This is a genomic window from Enterobacter sp. MGH 4, assembly GCF_000534735.1.
GTDB lineage: Bacteria > Pseudomonadota > Gammaproteobacteria > Enterobacterales > Enterobacteriaceae > Enterobacter > Enterobacter intestinihominis.
In genome coordinates, this window is sequence record NZ_KI973293.1 from 151,022 (window position 1) to 166,486 (window position 15,465).

Annotated in this window: 17 protein-coding genes, 1 tRNA gene and 1 pseudogene; 14 read left to right on the forward strand and 5 right to left on the reverse strand. The window is 48.5% G+C overall.

Annotation, left to right across the window (positions count from 1 at the left end; genetic code table 11):
- Positions 1-135: 135 nt before the first annotated feature.
- Both argF and argL read right to left on the reverse strand, forming a co-directional pair.
- Positions 136-1,140 (reverse strand): ornithine carbamoyltransferase, encoded by a 1,005-nt coding sequence (gene argF / locus L350_RS09910; RefSeq protein WP_032625248.1) that lies wholly within the window; start codon positions 1,138-1,140, stop codon positions 136-138.
- Entirely contained in the window at positions 1,110-1,205 is a 96-nt protein-coding gene (argL, locus tag L350_RS24555) for a putative translational regulatory protein ArgL (protein WP_213083700.1), read from the reverse strand. The genes argF and argL overlap by 31 nt, the downstream gene beginning before the upstream one ends.
- 99 nt (positions 1,206-1,304) lie before the next feature.
- On the opposite strand from argL, the gene rraB reads away from it, so the two are divergent.
- From rraB to L350_RS09890, 4 genes are all read left to right on the forward strand, one after another.
- On the forward strand, positions 1,305-1,730 hold the full coding sequence (gene rraB / locus L350_RS09905; RefSeq protein ID WP_032625251.1) for a ribonuclease E inhibitor RraB: 426 nt from the start codon (positions 1,305-1,307) through the stop codon (positions 1,728-1,730).
- 47 nt (positions 1,731-1,777) lie between these two features.
- Positions 1,778-2,536, forward strand: a complete 759-nt coding sequence (miaE, locus tag L350_RS09900) for a tRNA isopentenyl-2-thiomethyl-A-37 hydroxylase MiaE (RefSeq protein WP_032625253.1) — start codon at positions 1,778-1,780, stop codon at positions 2,534-2,536.
- A gap of 30 nt (positions 2,537-2,566) precedes the next feature.
- Positions 2,567-3,289, forward strand: a complete 723-nt coding sequence (locus L350_RS09895) for a hypothetical protein (protein ID WP_032625255.1) — start codon at positions 2,567-2,569, stop codon at positions 3,287-3,289.
- Between the two features lie 106 nt (positions 3,290-3,395).
- Positions 3,396-3,477 (forward strand) — tRNA-Leu (locus tag L350_RS09890).
- A 597-nt stretch (positions 3,478-4,074) separates the two neighbouring features.
- On the opposite strand, the gene wcaA is transcribed toward L350_RS09890, so the two are convergent.
- From wcaA to L350_RS09885, 3 genes and pseudogenes are all read right to left on the reverse strand, one after another.
- On the reverse strand, positions 4,075-4,929 hold the full coding sequence (gene wcaA / locus L350_RS0122455; protein WP_072202517.1) for a colanic acid biosynthesis glycosyltransferase WcaA: 855 nt from the start codon (positions 4,927-4,929) through the stop codon (positions 4,075-4,077).
- Positions 4,930-4,977: 48 nt separating this feature from the next.
- A pseudogene (locus L350_RS24695) lies at positions 4,978-5,280 on the reverse strand (pentapeptide repeat-containing protein); the annotation flags it as partial.
- Positions 5,281-5,480: 200 nt separating this feature from the next.
- The gene (locus L350_RS09885; protein WP_032625257.1) at positions 5,481-6,059 is read right to left on the reverse strand and encodes a tyrosine-type recombinase/integrase; all 579 of its coding nucleotides are present in this window, start codon (positions 6,057-6,059) and stop codon (positions 5,481-5,483) included.
- A 2,082-nt stretch (positions 6,060-8,141) separates the two neighbouring features.
- On the opposite strand from L350_RS09885, the gene L350_RS24475 reads away from it, so the two are divergent.
- The 10 genes from L350_RS24475 (at position 8,142) to L350_RS09845 (ending at position 15,441) form a co-directional block, all read left to right on the forward strand.
- Positions 8,142-8,309 carry a hypothetical protein gene (locus tag L350_RS24475; RefSeq protein ID WP_022649293.1) on the forward strand — a complete coding sequence of 56 codons (168 nt, stop codon included), beginning with the start codon at positions 8,142-8,144 and terminating at the stop codon, positions 8,307-8,309.
- A gap of 102 nt (positions 8,310-8,411) precedes the next feature.
- Positions 8,412-9,191: a helix-turn-helix domain-containing protein gene (locus tag L350_RS09880; RefSeq protein ID WP_032625258.1), complete on the forward strand. Its 780-nt coding sequence runs from the start codon at positions 8,412-8,414 to the stop codon at positions 9,189-9,191.
- 11 nt (positions 9,192-9,202) lie between these two features.
- Positions 9,203-9,481, forward strand: a complete 279-nt coding sequence (locus tag L350_RS09875; RefSeq protein WP_032625260.1) for a hypothetical protein — start codon at positions 9,203-9,205, stop codon at positions 9,479-9,481.
- Positions 9,482-9,590: 109 nt separating this feature from the next.
- The gene (locus L350_RS24280) at positions 9,591-9,986 is read left to right on the forward strand and encodes a hypothetical protein (protein WP_032623407.1); all 396 of its coding nucleotides are present in this window, start codon (positions 9,591-9,593) and stop codon (positions 9,984-9,986) included.
- On the forward strand, positions 9,976-10,332 hold the full coding sequence (locus tag L350_RS09870; protein ID WP_129541593.1) for a hypothetical protein: 357 nt from the start codon (positions 9,976-9,978) through the stop codon (positions 10,330-10,332). Before L350_RS24280 ends, L350_RS09870 begins: the two co-directional genes overlap by 11 nt.
- Before the next feature lie 628 nt (positions 10,333-10,960).
- Entirely contained in the window at positions 10,961-11,158 is a 198-nt protein-coding gene (locus L350_RS09865; protein ID WP_032625265.1) for a hypothetical protein, read from the forward strand.
- 7 nt (positions 11,159-11,165) lie between these two features.
- On the forward strand, positions 11,166-11,513 hold the full coding sequence (locus L350_RS09860) for a hypothetical protein (protein WP_032625268.1): 348 nt from the start codon (positions 11,166-11,168) through the stop codon (positions 11,511-11,513).
- A 23-nt stretch (positions 11,514-11,536) separates the two neighbouring features.
- Positions 11,537-12,574: a hypothetical protein gene (locus tag L350_RS09855; protein ID WP_032625270.1), complete on the forward strand. Its 1,038-nt coding sequence runs from the start codon at positions 11,537-11,539 to the stop codon at positions 12,572-12,574.
- Positions 12,575-12,900: 326 nt separating this feature from the next.
- The gene (locus L350_RS09850) at positions 12,901-14,763 is read left to right on the forward strand and encodes a hypothetical protein (protein ID WP_032625271.1); all 1,863 of its coding nucleotides are present in this window, start codon (positions 12,901-12,903) and stop codon (positions 14,761-14,763) included.
- A complete protein-coding gene (locus L350_RS09845; protein ID WP_032625273.1) occupies positions 14,764-15,441 on the forward strand; it encodes a phage baseplate protein in 678 nt (225 codons plus the stop codon).
- Positions 15,442-15,465: the final 24 nt, after the last annotated feature.

A 15,465-nucleotide genomic window follows, 5' to 3' on the forward strand; every position in this document is an offset into this window, starting at 1 on the left:
GGGTGAGGGCATCAGGCCGCATCGTCGCCTGATTCGCCCGGCGGCGCTGCGCTTGCACGGGCCTACGGGCTGGGTGTTCTCCCTCTCCCTGTGGGAGAGGGCCGGGGTGAGGGCACCAGACCGCAGAGGAGTCAATCACTCCCCAAGCGTCGCCACCATCACCGCCTTAATCGTATGCATCCGGTTTTCCGCCTGGTCGAAGACGATGCTCGCCGCCGACTCAAACACCTCGTCCGTCACTTCCATCCCGCCGTGCAGATCGAACTCCTTCGCCATCTGCTTGCCGAGCGTAGTCTGGTCGTCATGGAACGCCGGCAGACAGTGCAGGAACTTCACGTTCGGGTTGCCGGTCAGCGCCATCATTTGCGCGTTCACCTGATACCCCCTCAGCAGCGCAATCCGCTCCGCCCACTTCTCTTTGGCTTCGCCCATCGACACCCAGACGTCGGTATAGATAAAGTCCGCGCCCTTCACGCCCGCCGCCACGTCTTCCGTCAGGGTGATTTTCCCGCCGTGCTTTTCCGCTAGCGCACTGCACTCCGCCACCAGGCTCTCTTCCGGCCAGCAGGCTTTCGGGGCCACCAGGCGTAGATCCAGCCCGGTCAGCGCCGCCGCTTCCAGCATCGAGTTGCCCATGTTGTTGCGCGCGTCGCCCGCGTAGACCAGCGTCATCTCGTTAAACGCCTTGCCCGGCAGGTGCTCCTGCATGGTCAGCAGATCCGCCAGCAGCTGCGTCGGGTGGAACTCGTTGGTCAGCCCGTTCCACACCGGCACGCCCGCATACTGCGCCAGCGTTTCGACGACTTCCTGGCCGTGACCGCGATACTGAATGCCATCGTACATCCGCCCGAGCACGCGTGCGGTATCCTTAATTGACTCTTTATGCCCAATCTGGCTGCCGCTCGGCCCTAACCAGGTAACGCGTGCGCCCTGGTCAAATGCGGCAACTTCGAAAGAGCAACGTGTACGGGTTGAGTCTTTTTCGAAGATGAGCGCGATGTTTTTTCCAGTAAGCTTTTGTACTTCCTTGCCATTTTTTTTATCGGCTTTGAGCTGTGCGGCAAGAGTTAGCAGAGAAGTGAACTGTGCAGGGGTAAAGTCGAGCAATTTCAGAAAGTGTTTCTTGTACAGATCAGACATTTTATCCTCGCATGGCGAACGCCACTTATTGAATTAAAATTCACTTTATATGTGTAATTATTCATTTGCAACCCCGTTTCACAAATCTTTCCAACAAAGGTGGAGGCAAACCCGTCCGTGTGTGAAAATAGAAGTATCTGCCGCACTTTAAAGAGGATTGACCCATGGCAAACCCGGAATTACTGGAAGAGCAACGCGAAGAGACACGTCTGATTATTGAAGAACTGCTGGAAGACGGTAGCGATCCGGACGCGCTGTACACCATCGAACACCATTTCTCTGCGGACGACTTTGAAGCGCTGGAAAAAATGGCCGTGGAAGCCTTCAAGCTGGGTTACGAAGTGACCGAGCCGGAAGAGCTGGAAGTGGAAGAGGGCGACACCGTCATCTGCTGCGATATCCTGAGCGAAGGCGCGCTGAAGGCGGAGCTGATCGACGCGCAGGTAGAACAGCTGATGAACCTGGCCGAGAAGTTTGACGTGGAATACGACGGCTGGGGAACCTACTTCGAAGATCCGAACGGTGAAGACGGCGAAGAAGGCGACGACGAAGATTACGTCGACGAAGACGACGACGGCGTGCGTCACTAAGCGTTTCAGGCGGTGGCACGCGCCACCGCTTTTTTCAAGGCAGAACCATGGATTACCCGCAGATACTCGCCCCCGTACTCAACTTCCTCCAGTGCCCGACCCCGCAAGCATGGATTGATAAAGCCCGCGACCCGGCGAACCTGCCGCTGCTGCTCACCGACCATATGGTGTGCGAGCTCAAGGCCGCCCAGACCGCGCTGTTACTCGTGCGTAAATACGTCGCCGACGAAAGCGGTGCCGATGCGCTGCTCGACTGGCTCAAGCCCTACGAACAGTTCACCTTCCGCGACGGCCCGGAGCCGGACTTCATCGCCCTGCACAGGCAGATTGGCAAAAGCGTGATGCCCAAAACCGACGACCCGTGGGGACAGGCGCTCATCGACAGCATGGTGCTGCTGATTAAAGAGGAGCTGCACCACTTCTGGCAGGTGCGCGAGGCGATGCTGGCCCGCGACATTCCCTACGTCAAAATCACCGCCAGCCGCTATGCCAAAGGGATGCTGAAGGACGTGCGCACCCACGAACCGCTGACGCTAATCGACAAGCTCATCTGCGGCGCCTACATCGAAGCCCGCTCCTGCGAACGCTTCGCCGCGCTGGCCCCGTTCCTCGACGACGACCTGCAGAAGTTCTATCTCTCGCTGCTGCGCTCGGAAGCGCGCCATTATCAGGACTACCTGACGCTGGCTCAGCAGGTGAGCGACGACGATATCTCACCGCGCATACAGCTTTTTGGCGAAATTGAAGCCACACTTATCTCGACACCGGACCACGAGTTTCGCTTCCACAGCGGCGTGCCGGTGTAAACCGGCATAACTCAAGGATAAGGATGCGAGATGAATAAAAAGTGGACCCGTATTGTGATTATCGTCATTGCGGCTGCCGCCGTGGCGTTCTGGGTGTTTTTCGACAGGCAGCGCGCCCCGGAACGGCAGATGGATAACGCCCTCAACGCGATGCCCGCCTGGCAGGTGATTAAGGAGCAGGAGCCCGCGCTGCATCAGCGCATCCTCGACCAGATGGCCGCCCTGCAAAAAGCGGGCGAGCCGGAGCAGCAGATTATCGACACCATCCAGCCGCAGATCCTGCATCTGCAGATGACGCGCCTGCAAAACGCCCCGGACGCCAACGTGGTGAACTACATGACCATCAACATGGAGCAGACCGCCGCCATCCAGAAGGTGAGCGACGACGCCTGCTTCCGCTTCCTCTACCCGATGGTGAAGGGCGGCATCAACCCGATGCGCATGCTGGATAAAGATTTGATGGCGCGGCGCATGCAGGCCGACGCCGACATGATGCGCGCGGCCTACGGAAAAAATCGCCACACCGTGACCCAAGCCGAACGCGAGGCGGCAGTCGAGGACGTGCGGCCGATTATGAAAGCGCTTGCCGATAAGTACGGTGAGGACATCCAGCTGCTGCAGATGCCGGAGAAGGCGGCGGGCAAAGAGAAGCTCTCCTGCGATATGGTGCAGGAGATGTGGGCCAAGGTGCTGGCGCTGCCGGAGCAGAAGGCGGCAGGGGTGATTCGGCTGGCGGTGTCTGAGCTGGAGTGACGAAGGGCGCTGGTTTTTTGGGCACTTAGCGCGGGTTTCGCGCGTCGTCGCTTGCATGGCGGCGCGCGACAGGTATAATCCACAACGTTTCCGCATCCCCTTCAGTGCCGAAGTGGCGAAATCGGTAGACGCAGTTGATTCAAAATCAACCGTAGAAATACGTGCCGGTTCGAGTCCGGCCTTCGGCATTCAGTACCTTATTTTCTTTTAAATCAAAGAGTTAGTGTGAAAATTCCGTCTCATTGACCAGTTGAAAATGTCAATTCTTCATCACGTACAAAAGCCACTGTGTTTGTTAATGGCTTTGGTATGTTAGCACATAGTGGCGAGTAGTTCCCAAGCTCAACCTCGTATCGCTTTTCCCTTTGAAGCTGGAAGACGTGCCGCCGTCTCTAAACCTATACCAAAACAGACTGATCACACGCATTTAAGCCCGATGTGCAGCCTTGTGGCTGCGTAAACAGGTGAATAGTGGTAAACGTACCTGCACACGACATGCAGGCTCTGCCAGCGCTTCGCTCACGCTCCTAACGGTACACGAGCACCCTGATAAGGTGTGATCCCTCTGACTATCTGATGAAGTCGCTACGCTCCGCTTGTTGCTTGTACCACTAACGGGGCTTTATGGCTTGTATTGTCCAAATTTTGCGCTACGCTACCTTTGATTACCCACAGCAAAGGATAACCAAGATGGAAAAAGAAAACTTTTGCGTGGGACGTATAGCTGTAAAGGGGGCGTTGCGCCCCTGGAGTGTTAAAGACTATCCTCTCATCATTTGTACGTGTTAGAACTTCCTGTTCCGAAAGCTGGAATACATCATCAGATAGCGTTTCAGATTGCGTAGTGTCATCAGCTTTATTAGCGTTTGTGGACGCATCCTTTTATTTCGAATGTAGTATAGGGTGAAAAGCTGATATTTTTTACTCGATACGTCTAATTTGGCTTTGTGCTTCCGGTAAAAATCCAGATAACCTGAAAACTTACGTCCTGAGCAGGTGATGCGGACCTCACCGTGATTGACATATAGCACCTGAGTTATCACGTCCAGTTTGAAAGGATCGCCATAGGTTTCAGCCAACCGGTAGAATGCATCATAATCCTGAGCGGCGGTCAGGTGTTCATCAAACAGAACCTGCTGCATCCGGCTGGTTAAAGTAAGCATCTGGTTGCCAATAATATTCCGCTTATCAAACAGGTTCTTTTTATAGGGAGGTTTAGGGTAAACCTGTAATTCATTAAGGTGCTTGTATCCGGTGCTGTCGCAAAGGTAATCATCAGCGTATAAGAAGCTGTGCTGTTGAAGTTTATGTTGGCAGGCAAGAAAGGAGGACAGGCGTGTCGGCAGCCATTCATCATCATCATCCAGACCCGTTATCAGATATCCCTTGGCCATTCGTATCGCCTGATTCCGGACGGCACAGGCTCCGGAATTAAATTCATTGCGGATGTAGGTAATGCGCGGGTCATTCAGATCGGCGATATAAGTCTGAAGCTTATCAAATGACGATGAGAAATCATCGATAATAATGAGTTCCCAGTGTGTATAATCCTGTTTCAATACTGATTGTATAGCCCTGATCGTCAGTGTTTCACGGTTCCAAGTAGGCATATAGACGGAGATGAGCGGTCGGGATGACAGCGTGTCGCTGCTAATATCCACACGCTCTGTCAGTGTCCCAGTAAAAGTAGCTTTTTGTATGTCACTTCCTGAAAAGTCCACTCCGGTACAATTCGCGTGACTGAAAATCGCCCCTTCCGTTTTACAGTGGCTGAGATTTGCCCCTTTCAGAGAGGCATATGAGAAATCGGCTCCCCGAAGATCGCTGAACGAAAGATCGCAACCCGATAAATTAATATTACGCAAGTTAAACCTCCTAAGATCCATAAACCGCAGGTCCGAACCTGCCAGATCCGACTGGTGACGAGGGTTCTTAAGGTCAATGTGATGATATTTCAGCAGTTTTTTTTGAATTCTATTTTTGCTGTTCATGTTCAGCTTACTGTGAGTATCGATAATAAATTAGGCTTGCAGTTAATCACTCCCCTTATCATTCTGCAATTGTACCCATTCATTTTCAGAAATATTCCCAAAGACAAACTGACGTTATGTAACATTTGTTTATAGTCGTCTGACATTCGCCAAGGATGGCAAGACTGCCAACGTCAGCACATTCAAACTTTTCATGGTGATCACCATTCTAAAGAAAACTCCTCTGTTAAATCGTCCTGCACGTCCTGACCGTACCCGATGTAATACATGGTTGAACGTGGATCTGTCTGCCCCAGGAAATGGGCGATAGTTTCAATCGGCACCCCAGCTTGATGAAGAATTCGCCCCCGACTTTTTCTCGGCGTATGGCATCCAACGTTAGAGAATCCGGCTCTACGTCCCATCTTCCCAAATTCAGTGAATACCGTGTTACGGGTTACGGCGTTGCCTTTGCTACGTAGATCGCCCTTGCTAAAGATGAAATCTGTCTTCACTGGCATGTCGGCTTGCTCTGCCTTGCGTTGTGCCACCACTGACAGCATGGACGCTGTAACTTTTGGCCTCACCACGTTTCCAGTTTTCTCCTGCTTCACCTTGAGGTGAGATTGCCCTTCTACATCTTCGTACCGGAGTTTGAGCACGTCAGAGATACGCAAGCCTGATTCATACATAAACACCCACAGGCAATAAAACAGGTTGGTGGTGGTGTTGCGCTGTAGCTCTGCCGCCACTGCCTTAACTTCATCTGCGCTCTTTAGCGCCTGGCTAATGCCTTTCATCTTTACCCTCCTTATGTTCGTTTCGTTGAAATTATCATTGATCAGAAATTGATCATTTTCAATATGTTGCACGATACGTTTGTTTATGAAGAGCACGAAATGATCAAGAGGTGTGCGCGGTTGCTTGACCTATCGAACACCGCCCGAGGCACTTCCCCAATTCCAGGCGCGGATTTTGGCAAATATCAGTAAGTGATTGAAAAATAGATGAAAATAAATTTGATCTCATAGTTCATGAAACGGTGGTTATGTCAAGAAATTTATTTTCGATGGCGGGGAGTTACCCCTGTTTGCACGGTGAAGTGATGGAAAAGCGTACTGACTTAGTTAAATCAATGAGTTACAAAATACACTTTGCTAAAGTGTATCGAATCGGGAGGGATTTGCACGGTAGATGATAATAATTCTCACCTGAGTTGATTGCACCAAGAAATGATTAGAATGCTAATTAATTGATGGGTTTCGGCATGAAAATAAACCGATGTTTCAATTTTAGAAAAAGGCGTTAAGCAAATTGCACCTACCATGAAAGTGTTCATTGTGGACAATGATCGCTGTGAGCCGCACGGCGTAAGGTTTTATGTAACATGAGTGATAGTTTCATTTGTTACTATCTTGATGGCTATGGCAACTTTCCCCCGTATTAATGGCCTTCTTTACCTGCGAATTACCAGCGGATTACGCTCCAGTTTGATAGGGATAACCTTTGGTTAATCTAAGATTAATCTTAGGTGTTGTTGTATGTGCGATTCGGAGTGAGCAGGGTGATGATTAATCGTTGGGGAGTGACGTTTTGTCACTTTCAGCGTGAGAACATACGGGAAAAACCCTGCTATGTGACGGAGTGTCACACATACGAATCATCCTGTCTGTGACGTAATGTCACATCAACAAGCTACTTCTGTGACGCAGCGCCACACATGAGGCACGTTATCTGTGACGTAACGTCACTCTATAAGACTAACTAACTATAATACTAAGATCTATAAGACTATGTTTGTGGATTTGACCTTTTGCGCTGGTCGCAAAGATCATTTGCCTGGCGTCAATCGCCGTCACTCAAGGGGAAATGTCCTGGTACGCCGTTTGGTGGCTTCCCGAACACCCCCGTTCCTGCTCACGACGCAGCAAAGCGTTACTCTTTACCTTCTGGACTCGTGCAAACTTCGTTTCTGACGAGAGTCAGGCACGAACGATTATTTGCCATCGGCAAGAGATCGCTTTCGCCGTGGGCGAATACCATTGCGCTGTGCGCGGAATTACCATCTGACCAACCAACTACCGTTGATTGTCCATCTGATAAGCTGACTAACTTCAACCATCCATTCATGAACTAACGTTCACCCATGCAAGGTTTCAGTAAGTCAGTGGCTAAGGCTTCACTGTTCGCTGATGGCTCCAGTTCATCCAGCCTCAATCCAATACCAACACCTACTATCCTGATAACTACCGTTATCCCTCTGTAGTTGTGCTATTGGTTTCGGTAAGTGCCAGAGGGCGCACAGGAAGCCCGTAGAGCGATTTAAACAGGGTAGGGAATGCAATGGTAGCCTGAAAGCGTCAGAACGCCGCAGAGAGCGTTACAGGCTGTTTTTCGTTGTTCTTGTGGCTGTCTTCTCTGGTGGCAAGTTCTACCACAAAAACAGATTGACATCCACTGTTTATTTTGTGTATAAAGAGCACAAATCGCAAAGCAAAAATACAACGCATTGAAAATGATCAAAAAAATTTCGAATAATCACCGTTAAGGGGTTGACAAAAGTTTAGAAATAGGTTAGAATACCCATATAGCATAAAACTTTATCCACATAATCTCTTAATGCACTTTGAGCCGTCAGGCTGCAAGGTGTCTTTTTATTTACGCCAACCATAGGAGGCCACACTGAGATACTTTGACGTTGAAGACACACTTCAACAATTGAAAGACGGAACCACCAACCGTTACCGCATCCGAGCACTACGCAACGCTTGCCGCGCTCGTGGATACCACGAGAGGGAAGCCTTTCTCACAGAAGTATTGAAGCGCTGGGATGAAATCCGCACTTCGACCACCAACGAATAAACCAGAAGGAGGAAACCAGAATGATCGAGAAGAAAACCAAACTACCGCCGTCCACATCGTTAATGATCCCGGATGCCACATTCCAGATTCTGTTCAAAGAAGCAAAGCGCCGAAAAATGAGCGTAAGCGCACTACTTCTTGAAGAGTGTCAAAACCTGGCGGTTAAATATTCGAAAGCTGGCGCGTAACAACTACGAAACAGCGTCAAAACCCACCCCACGAATGAGAAGCGGAGAAAACCAAATGATAAGCATTCGTAATTTACTGAGCATACATAGGAGCATAGAACAATGGCAAAAACCCTCGCCGAGATTAAGGCAGATCCAAAATACCAATACACCGATAAAGATGGAAAAGTAAGAGATCGTACAATCAACATCCCGCATTACTTCCGAGAGATTCCACGTATTTATTCTCCCAATCTCGAAAATGGTTTCATGGATTTTTGCCCGAAGGCGCAAAAGTTGTACTGTTATTTTCAGGGATGGGAAAATTCAGGGAATTTCTGTTACGAAAGCCAGACAGAACTTGGAAAGGTGATCGATTTATCCAGGGAGCACACCTGCAAACTCATTCAGAAGCTGCAAGATGCAGGGCTAATCACGAAAGAGAAAAACCCTGGTTATCGTTCCAAAGTTTACCGCACGTTTCCGATCACTGATGCGCACATTACTCCACCAGAAGCACTGACAGTGCAGCCTGTAGCAGCGTCTGACGAAGTGCCAGCCCCTGAGCCAGTGAAGGCCGCAGAGGAGCATTCAGTTCCTGATTTTGATGATCTTCCGTTTGTCTGGGATGCTCCAGAATACCTGGAGCCGCCAGCACCAACACCAACGATCCCCACTCAGCAGGACAAGCCAGACCTTCCCTGGGGCGGTGTAGCTATCTGCAAACCGAATGGCGATCCCATTGATGCCGCTTTGAAATGGGCGTTAACAGAGACAATGGGCGATGAGGAAGCAGCCTACCGACTTATTTCCCAGACAGCGACCAAACATCTTGGACGTGAGATTATTTTAACCGTACCAACGAATGAAACCTTCGACGAATTCGAAGATCTACCATTTTAACCAGGAGGATTATGATCCAATACTTAGTGAAATACGGTGTTGACCGTATTCAGATTAACGACGCTGGAAAGCGCGTATTAGAAACCCTGCAATACTTTTACAGATCCAAACCAACCAAGATCCGACTTGGTGACATTATCGAACGTTCTGGATGTTCGCAGGGCGGTGTGATGTTCTGGCTTCACACGTTAAAATCATTCGGTGTGATCGACTTTAAAGAAACTGGCTATTTTGACGTAACAGTAAAATCAATGATCTCGGATTATGAGATCATCTACTCAAACAACTAATAAAATCTACGGGAAACTTTTATGATCATCGCTATGTATTGGTTATTTGCATTTTACGCAGTATGGACATTAACGAGAAAACACGGAAGTTTCCCTCTACGAGGAATGAATGGGAAAAAGAAAACGTAACGTAGTTACAAAATTTGAACGAAACGCACAATCATTATTACGAACATCTGATTTTCAAAATCTATCTCGCCTTTCGAAGGAATACAATTCTGTTCCTGGTGAATGGCAAACTACAATAATTGAAGAGAATAGCCCTGCAATGTCTCCTGACGAGATGGGCGCATTACAGGATATTCTCAATAGCTGCCCTGGTGCATTTTGGAAACCCAGGAAGATGAAAATCTTTAATGTGGATTCTTCAAATCTCCACAAATGGCAAATTCTTAATTTCTCCTCATACGAACATTATTGCGGCTGGCTTTCGGTTAATCACCTTAACAATTTAACCCGCGACTTTGACACCCTATTTGATACCAAGGAACATTATGACTCTTAACACTATGGACACCGTGAACAGCGTGAACAACCTTATTAACTCTTTCCACGATATCTGGCATCTACCAGCATTGCAGCTTGTTAATGCAGCGTGGCGTGAGAGAACGCCCTCCGCGCTTCTGGAAGCGATACAATACACTGAACAGGCAATCACCGCCCTTGAACACTGGAACGCTGCTGTAGAGCACCTGGTGCAGATGAACGGGGATACCGTCACCGTGGATCAGGCGTGGCGCATTGCGAATGACCTTGAAGAGCTTGCTTGCTCCCTGCAATACATCACCGCCGAACTTGCGGAACTGGCAGGAGCCATTGCCGAGAAATACGCAGTAAGTGAATTTGAATAAAAATGCAAGGAAAGTGAATAAAATGTCGATTTGGGTATTGACAAATTAACAGAAATGTTATAGAATAAGAAGTAGGGATAGTATTCGAATCACTTCTCCCGTAGATGGCTACTCCTCCCTTGTAGGGTAGCCCTCTTCTCTAAAATCATTCCTTCTGTGATTTTTGGTTGTGTCCTTTATTGCTACGTCTACGTTTGTTTCTAACAAGGGATCTCCACTGCCTTATTTATTGCTTGTCACAGTAAATAGGGGATATCCGGTGGAGAGCACCTTCTAAGGGTAGTAATTCACAACGAGTGATTTTATAGAAGAGCAATCCTGCTCTTTACAACTGAAATCGTTATACGTCTTTATAATGCGCAGTTGTCAGACAATACAGAGAATTCAGACACTGGAACATTTTTCTTTAGTCGAGTTGTATTGTCTCCTTATTAATTATTAAGTCGAAAGGCTTGGTAGTGATAAGAAATTCCAATAGGCGATCATTCATCCTAAGCGTGTTTTGCAACGACACGGAATGATCCCCAGGCTGGTTTATAAGATTTCCAGCTGTCCCAAAGAAGCGGCTTTATTGCCGCTTTCTTTTTACCCACAGTAACAAAAACGTTATAAATACGAGGAAACGACAATGTTTCTGATGAATAAAGGTGAGAGTTTGACACTCTCTGATGAAACTATTACGGCAGTTTCTAAGCTACTTAACATTTCTAAAGAAGAGCTAATCAAAGAAACTGAACGTTTATTTAAAACCAAAGCAGCTAATAAAGATACATCCTACGGATTGAAAGACAAGTTATCAGCATTAGCGGCAAAGAATAAGGACTGATAACACAATGTCATTTAACGACCTAATCCGAGCATCAGTGGTTTGCTACGCAGCAGATGGTATTTTGCAGGATTCTTTAATCAAACTGGATGCTGGTATCTCTACCGATCTCCCTGTCGGGGCTGTGGTGGACGAAGACGGCGAATCAGCCGCAAGCACTGGCTCAATTGCGTATGTACTCGTAGAACCAGCGAAAGCAGGGGATAAATATCTGATTGTTGCCAATCCGGTAATGGTGGTTCTGAATGCGGAAGCTCTGGAAACATCTCTCGATCACGCTTCTGTCGTGGCGACCCTTTTAGCTAAAGGCTATGTCTTTGCCGATTATGGCACTGTTGCACTGCGTACCACATAAGAATAATAAGGAATAACAACATAATGTCTTACACCGATCTATTTTCTGGGAAAATGTATGATTTCGCCTCTCCCTTCGAGATCAGCGTTGCCCCCAATAATGTCATCTCGAATTTAAATCTATTTAAGATTGAACATCACCAGCTAAACCGCATTGCAATTGATACCAGCATTATCTCTGATAATCTGACTGCACCGGAACAGCCAGCCTACGCACAAAGCGCCTGGGGTACGGCACGCCGTCCAGAGTTCAGCACTCAGCTTTATGGTCTTCGCTACGTGAACTCTTTAAACTCCGTAACCTCGCGTGATCTGGAACAGTACCGCAGCCGTCAAATTCCAGATGTAGGCGATCAGATTACGCTGGCACTGGCTGATTTCTCTGCCGCCCAATACAGTCAGATTCAAAACAGTATCGAGCTTGCACTTTGTGAAGCCCTGTTGGATCTGAAACAGGACAGCGACTACACCGATCAGGGAAACTTAGATTTCCTTGCAGGTGGTGCTAAAACGCAGTTCACGCTTGATGCAAGCGACACAGCGAATATCTTTGAACAGCTAACGCAGATTAACCGTATTCAGTCGGTAACTCTGGGTGAAGGGCTGGCAAAACAACGCCGTGGTATGGTGATTCTGGCAGCAGGAAAGGCCGCAAGCGCCCTCCGTTACCATTCAAGCATTTCGAAGTTTATGACCTACACCCTGAGCGTTAACAATCCTGATAACTTCTTTACCAAAGTGCAGACCGATAACCCTGGGCTTGAGTCCTGGCAGTTAAACGGCGTTACCGTGATCGATGTTACCGGAATCCCTTCCATTGCCTCCCGCATTGGCGCTGATGGTTTCGTAGCGATCCCACTGCTTGATAACAATGCTTTCACTCTGCATAGCGGTGTGGGTACTCGCCACGCTACACAGGGCAAGGGTGCTGATCTGGTTCATCAATACGTTGTGGTTGATCAGCAATTTGGTTTCCCTTCTATCTGTTCCGAGTCTTCATTCCTGCCGTTCATCCCACAAGTGGTGGCACAGTCGATTGTATTCGGTAGCTTGAGCGCTTAACGAGCGTAGACGGTAGTTCTAACCGTCTGAAATAAAGAAGAACTATTTGAATAGGGCGTGTGAACGTTGGGAACATCTCCCCAGTGTTCCCGCCCTTTTTTATTTCCAGAATAATGAGGAAAGATAAAATTGGAAATTATCCTAAAGAGTCGAGGTTTGCATTTACAACTTAATGATACAAACGCAGAGCAAATACTCAATTTAGCAGCCGTGTCGAGAGCGCTTGATGTTAGTCATTCACATCTAAGGCAACTTATTTTCAGAGGAATGAGTGTATCAGATGCACTTAATTACCTTGTGAACGAAAAGAAAGGCGGTGAATAATCATGCTTGAGATTAACACTTCTAAAATTAATAACACGGTGACATTTAGTGTTGACCGCAATTCTATGAAGACAGCCCTTGATGCTTTTGACCAGATTCAGAAGAAAGCCAAAGGCATTAAAGACCCTACGATGAACATGAAGAGATTCAGCCAGGGGCTAAAGTCTGCTGAAAGGGAACTTGATAAGCTGAATAAGAAAGCGTCAAAGCCTCGTGATAACAGCCAGCGTGAAGCAGAGCGAGCAGCAAAGGCTAAAGCGAGAGCAGAGGCACAGGCTGCGAAAGAGGCCGCACGTTCGGCGGCTCGTCGTGAACGGGCTGAATTGCGGCTCTTAGATACAGCCAGCAGCTTTAAATCAATGCAACATCTTACCAATGTTGAGCTTACACAGGCCGCGCTTGCAGCGTCACGGATCACCAAAGCCTATGCAGCAGGAACTATCTCTCTACAACGCCAGAACAGCGAGATTAAGCGCCTCCAGCAGAGCTACAGACGCATTAACGCAGAGCGTAGGGCAGCAGCAAAGGCGGGAGGAGCTAACGCTCTTGCTGGCGGTGGTAAAGCTACAGGGGCGATCTCTGGCTCTCTGATGGGCTTAGGCACTGGTGCGCTGGCTGGCGCTGGTATTGGTGCGGCGGCTTACGGTGCTTATTCATGGGGGAAAGAGGCTGTTGCAGCACAGGAAGAGCGCAGCGAGATTGTGCAGCGTGCCAGATTGGGCGGTGTAGATTATAACTTTTTACAATCGTTAGGCCAATTTGCACAGGCTAATGGTATCGATAGTGGGATGGGAACCCAGGGAGCCAGAAAAAACCTCGATGTAGCAAAAGATGTCTCCGAAAAGCTCGCAGATGGTGCGTTGAATGCGAAACGTAATAAACAAGGTGAATGGACAGGAGCACCAACAGGCATTAACACTGCTTTGAACATGGGGTATACGCCTAAACAGCTTAAAGAATGGGCTAAAAATCCGTTTGGTTTTGTCTCTTCATACACCAACACAATGCAATCTAAGGGATTGAGTGAACAGGAAATTTTGCACAATCTCGAAGACCTCGGGGATGATCTCGGGCTTTACGCCAAAGCCTTTATGAACGGCGGGAAGGCACTCACTGATCAGGTGGACGTGCTCAAACGTAATGGTCAGTGGTTGAACCAGGAACAGCAGGATCAGCTTGTAGCCTACCGTAAGTTTAACCAGGAGCTTAGCATTCTCTCCGATAGCCAGAAGCTGGCATTCTTCGAAGGGTTTATGTCAGAGATTGACCCTGAAACCATGCGAGAGTTTAAGGAAGCTATGCAGGAGGCGTTACCCTTCTTTCAGGGTGTCGGACGGGCTGCGGGCGATGTGGTGGATGGTCTGATGAAGCTAACCAACTGGATCACTGGAAAGCTAAACCTTCTGAACGGTGACAACACCACTAAAGAGGCGGTGAGCCAGCATTACGGCACAACGTCAGCACCTGCACAGCCTGGAAGTAATCCAGTGGCTAACGCCTATGGAGCCAGCCAGCCGAAAGCAGACGGCACACACCAGCCTAATGTGTTCGATACATTCCATGATTGGTGGAACGGGACAAGCGACGCTAAGGACGTGAGCAGCTACGCGCAGAGCACCAATGGAGATTACTCTCCTGTTTCAATGTTGAAACAGAGTGCAGCAGCGCCAGCTAAGCCAGCCAGTGCGCCGATCATGCAGCCTGTAGTATTGCAGAATCAGCTACCGGAAGGGCTTATCCATCTAACTATTTCTCCTGATCCGACATTCGGAAACATGCTTAATGCTACCGTTGATCAGCGTATCAGTGATAACAATCAGCGTATGGTGTTGGCTGTTTCATCTGGACAAGGGACGGGGGGCTAAATGGCAACACCTGGAAGTTTAACTATCGGGGGCAGCGATGCCTCCCGAATCAATTCAACTCAGAACAGTAATAACAGCAGTGCTACCCGCACCAAAGGTGATAACGGCTTCACCATCCTTGCATCTGTATATAATTCGTCCTCAGATAGCTACATTCAAAACTATCAGGCGATAGTGTTTGATGCCGTGACGGATACGGGAATACGCAGACAGGCTGACATTACCAGCTATCCCGTTGAGAGCGGGGCAGAGGTGAGCGATCACGTTCAGATTAAGAATAATACATTCAAGCTATCGGGGATTATTTCCGAAACTCCGGTGAGGCTGGAAAAGGATTTGTTATACAGCGCTGGTGTGAATGGCACTCGTATCAGTCAAGCTATCGAATACCTCGATAAGATGTTTGACAGTCGCCAGCCCATCACATTAGTGACAGAGCACAAAGTGTACGAGAATGTTATTCTCTCCGGCATTTCCTACGATTATAAATCTGAATACGCGATGCAATTCGATCTTGAATTTGAACAGATCAGACTTGTTAGCAAAGCTACAGTTAATGTTATTGCAACTAAAACGCAGGGAAATAAATCTGTAGGCGGTACGGTGAAACAGAAGGTGGTGAACAATGCACCTAAGAAAACTGAATCTGACACTGTTACGACGGAGTTTAAAAAATGAGGGGCTTATGCCCCTTTTTTGATG

Bases quoted from the DNA above. Each gene is read 5' to 3' on its own strand.
- argF (WP_032625248.1), bottom strand. From the start codon at position 1,140: ATGTCTGATCTGTACAAGAAACACTTTCTGAAATTGCTCGACTTTACC.
- argL (WP_213083700.1), bottom strand. From the start codon at position 1,205: ATGAATAATTACACATATAAAGTGAATTTTAATTCAATAAGTGGCGTT.
- rraB (WP_032625251.1), top strand. From the start codon at position 1,305: ATGGCAAACCCGGAATTACTGGAAGAGCAACGCGAAGAGACACGTCTG.
- miaE (WP_032625253.1), top strand. From the start codon at position 1,778: ATGGATTACCCGCAGATACTCGCCCCCGTACTCAACTTCCTCCAGTGC.
- L350_RS09895 (WP_032625255.1), top strand. From the start codon at position 2,567: ATGAATAAAAAGTGGACCCGTATTGTGATTATCGTCATTGCGGCTGCC.
- L350_RS09885 (WP_032625257.1), bottom strand. From the start codon at position 6,059: ATGAAAGGCATTAGCCAGGCGCTAAAGAGCGCAGATGAAGTTAAGGCA.
- L350_RS24475 (WP_022649293.1), top strand. From the start codon at position 8,142: ATGATCGAGAAGAAAACCAAACTACCGCCGTCCACATCGTTAATGATC.
- L350_RS09880 (WP_032625258.1), top strand. From the start codon at position 8,412: ATGGCAAAAACCCTCGCCGAGATTAAGGCAGATCCAAAATACCAATAC.
- L350_RS09875 (WP_032625260.1), top strand. From the start codon at position 9,203: ATGATCCAATACTTAGTGAAATACGGTGTTGACCGTATTCAGATTAAC.
- L350_RS24280 (WP_032623407.1), top strand. From the start codon at position 9,591: ATGGGAAAAAGAAAACGTAACGTAGTTACAAAATTTGAACGAAACGCA.
- L350_RS09870 (WP_129541593.1), top strand. From the start codon at position 9,976: ATGACTCTTAACACTATGGACACCGTGAACAGCGTGAACAACCTTATT.
- L350_RS09865 (WP_032625265.1), top strand. From the start codon at position 10,961: ATGTTTCTGATGAATAAAGGTGAGAGTTTGACACTCTCTGATGAAACT.
- L350_RS09860 (WP_032625268.1), top strand. From the start codon at position 11,166: ATGTCATTTAACGACCTAATCCGAGCATCAGTGGTTTGCTACGCAGCA.
- L350_RS09855 (WP_032625270.1), top strand. From the start codon at position 11,537: ATGTCTTACACCGATCTATTTTCTGGGAAAATGTATGATTTCGCCTCT.
- L350_RS09850 (WP_032625271.1), top strand. From the start codon at position 12,901: ATGCTTGAGATTAACACTTCTAAAATTAATAACACGGTGACATTTAGT.
- L350_RS09845 (WP_032625273.1), top strand. From the start codon at position 14,764: ATGGCAACACCTGGAAGTTTAACTATCGGGGGCAGCGATGCCTCCCGA.